Here is a 6,152-nt window from a genome sequence, read left to right as displayed (position 1 = left end):
CAGCATCCACCGGCTGGTGCACGACTTCTATGCGGACGTCCGCGCCGACCCGGTGCTGGCCCCCGTATTCGACGCCGCCATCGGCGACCACTGGGAAAGCCACCTGGGCCGGATGGTGGATTTCTGGAGCACCGTTGCCCTCGGCACCCACAGCTTCCGCGGCAACGTCTTCGCCAAGCACATGGCGCTCGACGGCGTGACGCCGGCGCACTTCACCGCCTGGACGCGCCTGTGGGCCGAGCACACCCATGCCCTGTTCGAGCCGGGCGTGGCGCGCGAGCTGCAGGCGGTGGCCCTGGGCATTGCGCGCAACCTGTTCCGTGGCTACTTCGGCCACTGGCCGATGGGTGAAATCGCGCAGGCGGCGCAATGAAAACGCCGCCCGCTCAGCCCCCCACCCCGCCGTAGCGGAAGCTCGCGCCGGTGAGCGCAAAGCCCACCGCCAGGAGCGTCACCGCGACCACGTGCCAGGCCATCAACGGCAGCGTCCGGACGCTCAGGCCCGGAATGACGCGCAGGCGTGCATGGGCCGCCACCAGCACGGTGAGCGCCAGCAGGACCAGCTTCATGGCGACGGCGCGCTCCAGCGGCTCGTCCGGCTGAAACCACCGCCCCCAGTCGGGCACGAGCTGCAAGGCCAGCCACAGGCCGGTCGCCACCTGGATCGCCAGCGCCGGCATGCCGACGTGCTCGTACCCCTGCTCGAACTCCAGCAGCACCTCGGGCGAGCGCGCACGCAGGGCGCGTGGCAGCACGCTCAGCGCCAGCACCAGGTGCCCCCCTGTCCAGACGGTGGCGGCCAGCAGGTGCAGGGCGAAGACGTAGGGATACATGGTCTCAGTAGTGCGGAGGCAGCTCGTCGCGCGGCCCGGCCGGCGCGCCCGCCCCTTCTCCCGGCCCGGGCATCTGGCGCCGCAGTTCGAGGAGTTCCTGTTCGAGCCGCTCGATGCGCTGCTGCTGGCGATAGACCAGCAGGTTCAACTCGTCCAGCAGGTCCTCCGCATAGGCTGCCTTGACCTCCAGCGCCTGCAGGCGCTCCTCGTCGGCACTCACGACGGCACTGCCTCCGTCTCCAGCGCCCGGCCCATGCGCACCACGCCCTCGCGGATGCGCTCGGCATCGGCCGTCGCAAACGACAGGCGCAAGGTGGCGTGGTCGGGATCGGCGCAGAAGAACGGCGTTCCGGGCACGAAGGCCACCCCCTGGTCGATCGCGCGGCGCGCCAGCTCGCGCCCGTCGGCGATGCGCCCGCCGGCGCCGGTCAGCCGCGCCCAGATGAACAGGCCGCCGCGCGGCGCCACGAAATCCACGCCCTCGCCCAGCTCCCGGCGCAGCGCCTCGCCCATCGCCTGGGCGCGGCCCGCATAGACCTCTCGAACACGCGCGAGCGTCGCCGGCATCCGCCCGGCCCGCAGGTACTGCGCGGCAGTCGCCTGCGCGAAGGTGCTGGTGTGGGCATCGGAAAATTGCTTGCACATCGTCGCGCGCGCCAGCAGTTCGGCCGGCGCAACCATCCAGCCGATGCGCAGGCCGGGCGCCAGCACCTTGGACAGCGAACCGCAGTGCACGAGCAGTTCGCGGCTGCCCGGCACCTCGTGCGACAGCGCCAGCAGGCTGGGCGGAGGTGCCTCGCCAAAATACAGGTCGCCATAGGGATCGTCCTCGACCAGCACGACCTGGTGCTTCACCGCCAGCTCCAGCACGCGGCGGCGGCGCTCCAGGCTGAGCGTCGCGCCGCTCGGATTGCCGAAGGTCGGGATCAGGTACACGAGCTTCGGGCGGTGTTCCTCGATCAGGCGCTCCAGTGCATCCACCCGCACGCCGTCGGCATCGATCGGCGCGCTCACCAGCTGCGCGCCATACAGGCGAAAGCACTGGATGGTGGCCAGGAAGGTCGGCCCCTCGACGATCACCTTGTCGCCCGGGTCGATCAGCGTCTTGCCGAGCAGGTCCAGCGCCTGCTGGCTGCCGGTGGTGACGATCAGCTGCTCCGGCGCGAGGTCGCGCACACTCTTGCCCGCCATGAAGGCCGCGAGCTGCTCGCGCAGGGGCTGGTAGCCTTCCGTCGCACCATACTGCAGGGCCGCGCCCGGCTCCTCGCGCAGCGCCGCCTCGCTCGCCGTCCGCAGCCCCTCCACGTCGAACATGGCGCTGTCGGGGAAGCCGCCCGCAAAGCTGATGATGCCGGGCTTGCCCAGCAGCTTGAAGAGCTCACGGATGGCGGAAGTCTCGACCTGGTTCAGGCGGTCGGCAAAGGTGATGGGCATGGGGTCAGGGCTCCTCGGAAGGTCGGACGAAAGTGTAGCGGCGCCCATTGTCGCCAATCGCCACACAGGATTCCTGCGTGCACGCACAATCGCGGGCCATGAAAGACCGCGACATCCGGCCCTTCTTCGAGACCCTCCGGGCCGCCAACCCGCACCCTACCACCGAGCTGGAATACACCACCACCTTCGAACTGCTCGCCGCCGTGCTGCTGTCGGCGCAGGCGACCGACGTGGGCGTGAACCGCGCGACGCGGCGCCTGTTCCCGGTGGCCAACACGCCACAGGCGCTGCTGGACCTGGGCCTCGAGGCGTTGGAGGGCTACCTCGGCAGCATCAACCTGTACCGCACCAAGGCGCGCCACCTGCTCGCCACCTGCCGCATCCTGCTCGACGAGCATGGCGGCGAGGTGCCGCGCACGCGCGAGGCGCTGGAGGCCCTGCCGGGCGTCGGGCGCAAGACCGCCAACGTGGTGCTCAACACCGCCTTCGGGGAGGCCGCGATGGCGGTGGACACGCACATCCTGCGCGTCGCCAACCGCACGGGCCTGGCGCCGGGGGCGACGCCGCTGGCGGTGGAGCGCGGGCTGCTGGCGCGCGTGCCGCCCGAGTACCTGCTGGATGCGCACCACTGGCTGCTTCTGCTCGGGCGCTATACCTGCCAGGCGCGGCTGCCGCGCTGCTGGGAGTGCCCGGTCGCGAAGTGGTGCGGCTACCAGCCCAAGACGCCGGCGCCGCGCCGCGCCTGACGCCCGCGGCGCCTCCGCGCGCAGGTGATGCGCTCGCCGCGGCCGCGTTCCTCAGAGCCGGTTGGACACGCCCGCACCCTCGAAACTCGCCATCTCGCGCAGGATGGCGCAGGCCGAGACCAGCAGCGGCCAGGCAAGCGCCGCGCCCGAGCCCTCGCCCAGCCGCAGCTCCAGGTCGAGCAGCGGTTCGGCGCCCAGCTCGGCGAGCATCCGCGCGTGGCCACGCTCGTGCGAGCGGTGCGCGAACACGCAGCGCTCCAGCACGGCCGGCGCCAGGCGGGACGCTACCAGCACCGCCGCGCTGGTGATGAAGCCATCGACCACGACCACGCGGCGCTCGCTCGCCGCCTGCAGCACGGCGCCGACCAAGGTGGCGATCTCCAGTCCGCCCAGCGCCGCCAGCGCCTCCAGCGGCGCGCGCGCCCCGGCATTCGCCGCCAGGGCCTCGCGCAGCACCACCACCTTGCGCGCCACCCCTGCGGCATCCAGGCCCGTACCCGGCCCGGCGCACTCCTCTACGTCCACGTCCGCCAGGCGCGCGAGCAACAGCGCCGCCGCGGAAGTGTTGCCGATCCCCATCTCGCCGAGCAGCAGCGCATTGCCCGGCAGCGCGCGCACCACCTCGCGGCCGTTGGCGATGGCGGTGGCGCACTGCTGCGCGGTCATGGCCGGGCCATGGCTCGCGTCCTGCGTGCCGGCCGCGACCTTGCGCACCACCAGCCCGGGGTACGGCGGAAAGTCATAGCGCACGCCGCAATCGACCACCGTCAGGCCCAGGCCGTGCTGGCGCGCCAGCACGCTCACGGCCGCGCCGCCGGTGACGAAGTTGTGCACCATCTGCCAGGTCACATCGCTCGGGAAGGCCGAGACGCCGCGCGCCGCCAGCCCGTGGTCGGCGGCGCACACCAGCACCTGGGGCGCCTGCAGGACGGGCTGGTCGGTGCCCAGGATCAGGCCGATGCGCAGCGCCAGCCGCTCCAGGCGCCCGAGCGAACCCAGCGGCTTGGTCTTGCCGTCGAGCAATGCCTGCAGGCGCGCGGTCAGCAGGGCGTCGGCGATGGAAGGAATGTCGGGGAGGTTCATGCAAGTCCGTTCGTCATCAGGAAGTCGTTGCGGCCGTCGGGCCGAGCCGCCGGGGCCGGCTCACAGGCGCAGCACGCGCGTATCGAACCACTGGTCCACGCCCTGCGCCATGCGCTCGAAGGCGGCATCCAGCGTCTGCGCGCCGCCGCCGAACAGGGCCTGCAGCACGCTCGCATTCTCCGGCAGCCCGTGCAGGTACACCCCCAGCACGTTGCCCGCCGCGTTCTGCCACGCCAGTCCCGGGATCAGCTCGCGCGCCACGTCGCCCGCGGCGGCCATCGCCGGGTGCTGCGCCGTCTGGCCGTGGTGGATCTCGTAGCCCAGCACCTCCACCTGCGACAGCGCGCCCCACGCACCGCCGACCTCGCCGAAGCGCGCCCGCGTGCTGCGCACCGTCTTCTCGGCCTCGAAACTCGTGACCAGCGGCAGCAGGCCCAGACCGGGGCCGTTGCCGTCCACGCCCACGGTGTCGATCAGTGCCTCGCCCAGCATCTGCAGCCCACCGCACACGCCCAGCACCCGCCCGCCGGCCGCGGCGTGGCGCGCGATCGCGGAATCCAGTCCCTGGTCGCGCAGCCACCGCAGGTCGGCCGCCGTCGCCTTGGTGCCGGGCAGGATGATCCAATCGACCCCTTCCAGGTCCGCCGGGCTGCGCGCCCAGCCCTGGCGCACACCCTCTATGCTGCGCAGCGGCGCAAACTCGTCCAGGTTGCTCGCGCGCGGGTAGGCAACGATGGCGATGCGCGTGTGCACCTCGCCGCCTGTGGCACTCGGCCGCTCGTCGAAGACCCCGTCCTCCTCTGGCAATCCATGGCGCCACTGCATCGGGATGGTCGCCACCACCGGCACGCCCGTGTACTCCTGGAGCAGCTGCGGCGCGGGAGCCAGCAGCGCCGCATCACCGCGGAACTTGTTGAGCACGAAACCGGCGATCCGCGCACGCTCGTCCTCGGGCAGCAGCGCCCAGGTGCCATACAGGTGTGCGAAGGCGCCGCCGCGGTCGATGTCGGCCACCAGCAGGCAGCGCGCATCCGCATGGCGCGCCACCCGCATGTTCACCACGTCGCTGGCCGCGAGGTTGATCTCGGCCGGCGAGCCCGCCCCCTCGATCACCACCACGTCGTTTTCCGCGCGCAGCGCATCCAGCGCCTCGGCGATCTGCGGCCACACCCGCTCGCTGCGCCCGCGCCACGGCAGGGCCGACAGCTCGCGCTCCACCCGCCCCAGCAATACCACCTGGCTCTTCGTGTCGGCCTCGGGCTTGAGCAGCAGCGGATTCATGCGCACGTCGGGCACGGTGCGCGCGGCCAGCGCCTGGAAGTACTGGGCGCTGCCGATCTCGCCGTACTCGCCCCCTGGCGTTGCCACCACGCGGGCGTTGTTGCTCATGTTCTGCGCCTTGAAGGGCGCGACCTTCCATCCCTGGTTGGCGTACCAGCGGCACAGGGCGGTGGCCAGCCAGCTCTTGCCGGCGCCGCTGCTGGTGCCCAGCACCATGATGCAACGGGCGCTCATGCGGCGGCTCCCGGGCGGACGGTGGCGGATTCGCAAGTCATGCCCGATGGTAGCGCCGCAGGGCCTGTCCCAGCGCCTCCTGGGATGCCGGCGCAAGCACGCCGAGCCGCACATGCCCCGGCAGGCCGAAGGAGGCGCAATCGCGCAGCTTCACGCCCGCGGCGCGCAGCGCCTGCAGCAACGGCGCCATCTGCGCGCCGTGCGGCAGCCGCGCCGTGAAGAAATTCGCCAGGCTGCCGGGCACCACCTGCCAGCCGAAGTCCGCACACAGGGCTTCTTGCTGCGCCTTCCAGGCGCGCAGCACCGGCAGGCTCGCGCCCAGCCACGCCTGCGTCTCCGGCTGCACCCAGCTGTGCAGTAACGCCACCCCGTCCGCCCCCACCGGCCACGAAGGCGCCAGCGCGCGCAGTCGCTGCGCCACGCCTTCCTCCAACGCTTGCGGCGGGGCGATCGCATAGGCGGCGCGCACGCCCGTCAGGCCCAGCGCCTTGTTGGGCGAATAGAGGCTCCACGCGCGCCCCTGCAGGCGGCGCGGCGCCCC

General features: G+C 72.2%; 8 protein-coding genes. 2 read left to right on the top strand and 6 right to left on the bottom strand.

Going from position 1 to position 6,152, the window contains the following annotated elements; all coding sequences use genetic code 11:
• Positions 1-373, top strand: a 373-nt coding sequence (locus A612_RS13550; RefSeq protein ID WP_019375001.1) for a group III truncated hemoglobin, incomplete at its 5' end; no start/stop codon positions are given.
• 13 nt (positions 374-386) lie between these two features.
• Here the strand turns inward: A612_RS13550 and A612_RS13545 are convergent.
• From A612_RS13545 to A612_RS13535, 3 genes are read right to left on the bottom strand one after another with little or no spacing between them, the layout of a single operon-like run.
• On the bottom strand, positions 387-833 hold the full coding sequence (locus tag A612_RS13545) for a CopD family protein (protein ID WP_019375000.1): 447 nt from the start codon (positions 831-833) through the stop codon (positions 387-389).
• Between the two features lie 4 nt (positions 834-837).
• Positions 838-1,053 (bottom strand): SlyX family protein, encoded by a 216-nt coding sequence (locus A612_RS13540; protein ID WP_019374999.1) that lies wholly within the window; start codon positions 1,051-1,053, stop codon positions 838-840.
• Positions 1,050-2,261, bottom strand: a complete 1,212-nt coding sequence (locus A612_RS13535) for an aminotransferase-like domain-containing protein (RefSeq protein WP_173370373.1) — start codon at positions 2,259-2,261, stop codon at positions 1,050-1,052. Before A612_RS13535 ends, A612_RS13540 begins: the two co-directional genes overlap by 4 nt.
• A 104-nt stretch (positions 2,262-2,365) precedes the next feature.
• Here A612_RS13535 and nth point away from each other — a divergent pair, with 104 nt between their 5' ends.
• On the top strand, positions 2,366-3,013 hold the full coding sequence (gene nth / locus A612_RS13530) for an endonuclease III (RefSeq protein WP_019374997.1): 648 nt from the start codon (positions 2,366-2,368) through the stop codon (positions 3,011-3,013).
• A 51-nt stretch (positions 3,014-3,064) separates the two neighbouring features.
• Here nth and cobT read toward each other — a convergent pair whose 3' ends face one another.
• The 3 genes from cobT to A612_RS13515 all read right to left on the bottom strand — a co-directional run.
• A complete protein-coding gene (gene cobT, locus A612_RS13525; protein ID WP_019374996.1) occupies positions 3,065-4,096 on the bottom strand; it encodes a nicotinate-nucleotide--dimethylbenzimidazole phosphoribosyltransferase in 1,032 nt (343 codons plus the stop codon).
• A 60-nt stretch (positions 4,097-4,156) separates the two neighbouring features.
• Positions 4,157-5,611 carry a cobyric acid synthase gene (locus A612_RS13520; protein WP_040436955.1) on the bottom strand — a complete coding sequence of 485 codons (1,455 nt, stop codon included), beginning with the start codon at positions 5,609-5,611 and terminating at the stop codon, positions 4,157-4,159.
• Between the two features lie 37 nt (positions 5,612-5,648).
• The coding region (locus A612_RS13515; RefSeq protein WP_019374994.1) for an aminotransferase class I/II-fold pyridoxal phosphate-dependent enzyme at positions 5,649-6,152 on the bottom strand (504 nt) is incomplete at its 5' end.

Source organism: Melaminivora alkalimesophila (assembly GCF_000282995.1).
GTDB classification, from domain to species: Bacteria; Pseudomonadota; Gammaproteobacteria; order Burkholderiales; family Burkholderiaceae_C; genus Melaminivora; species Melaminivora alkalimesophila.
Note: the sequence above shows the minus strand (reverse complement) of the source record. Positions and strands in the feature narration are given on the sequence as shown.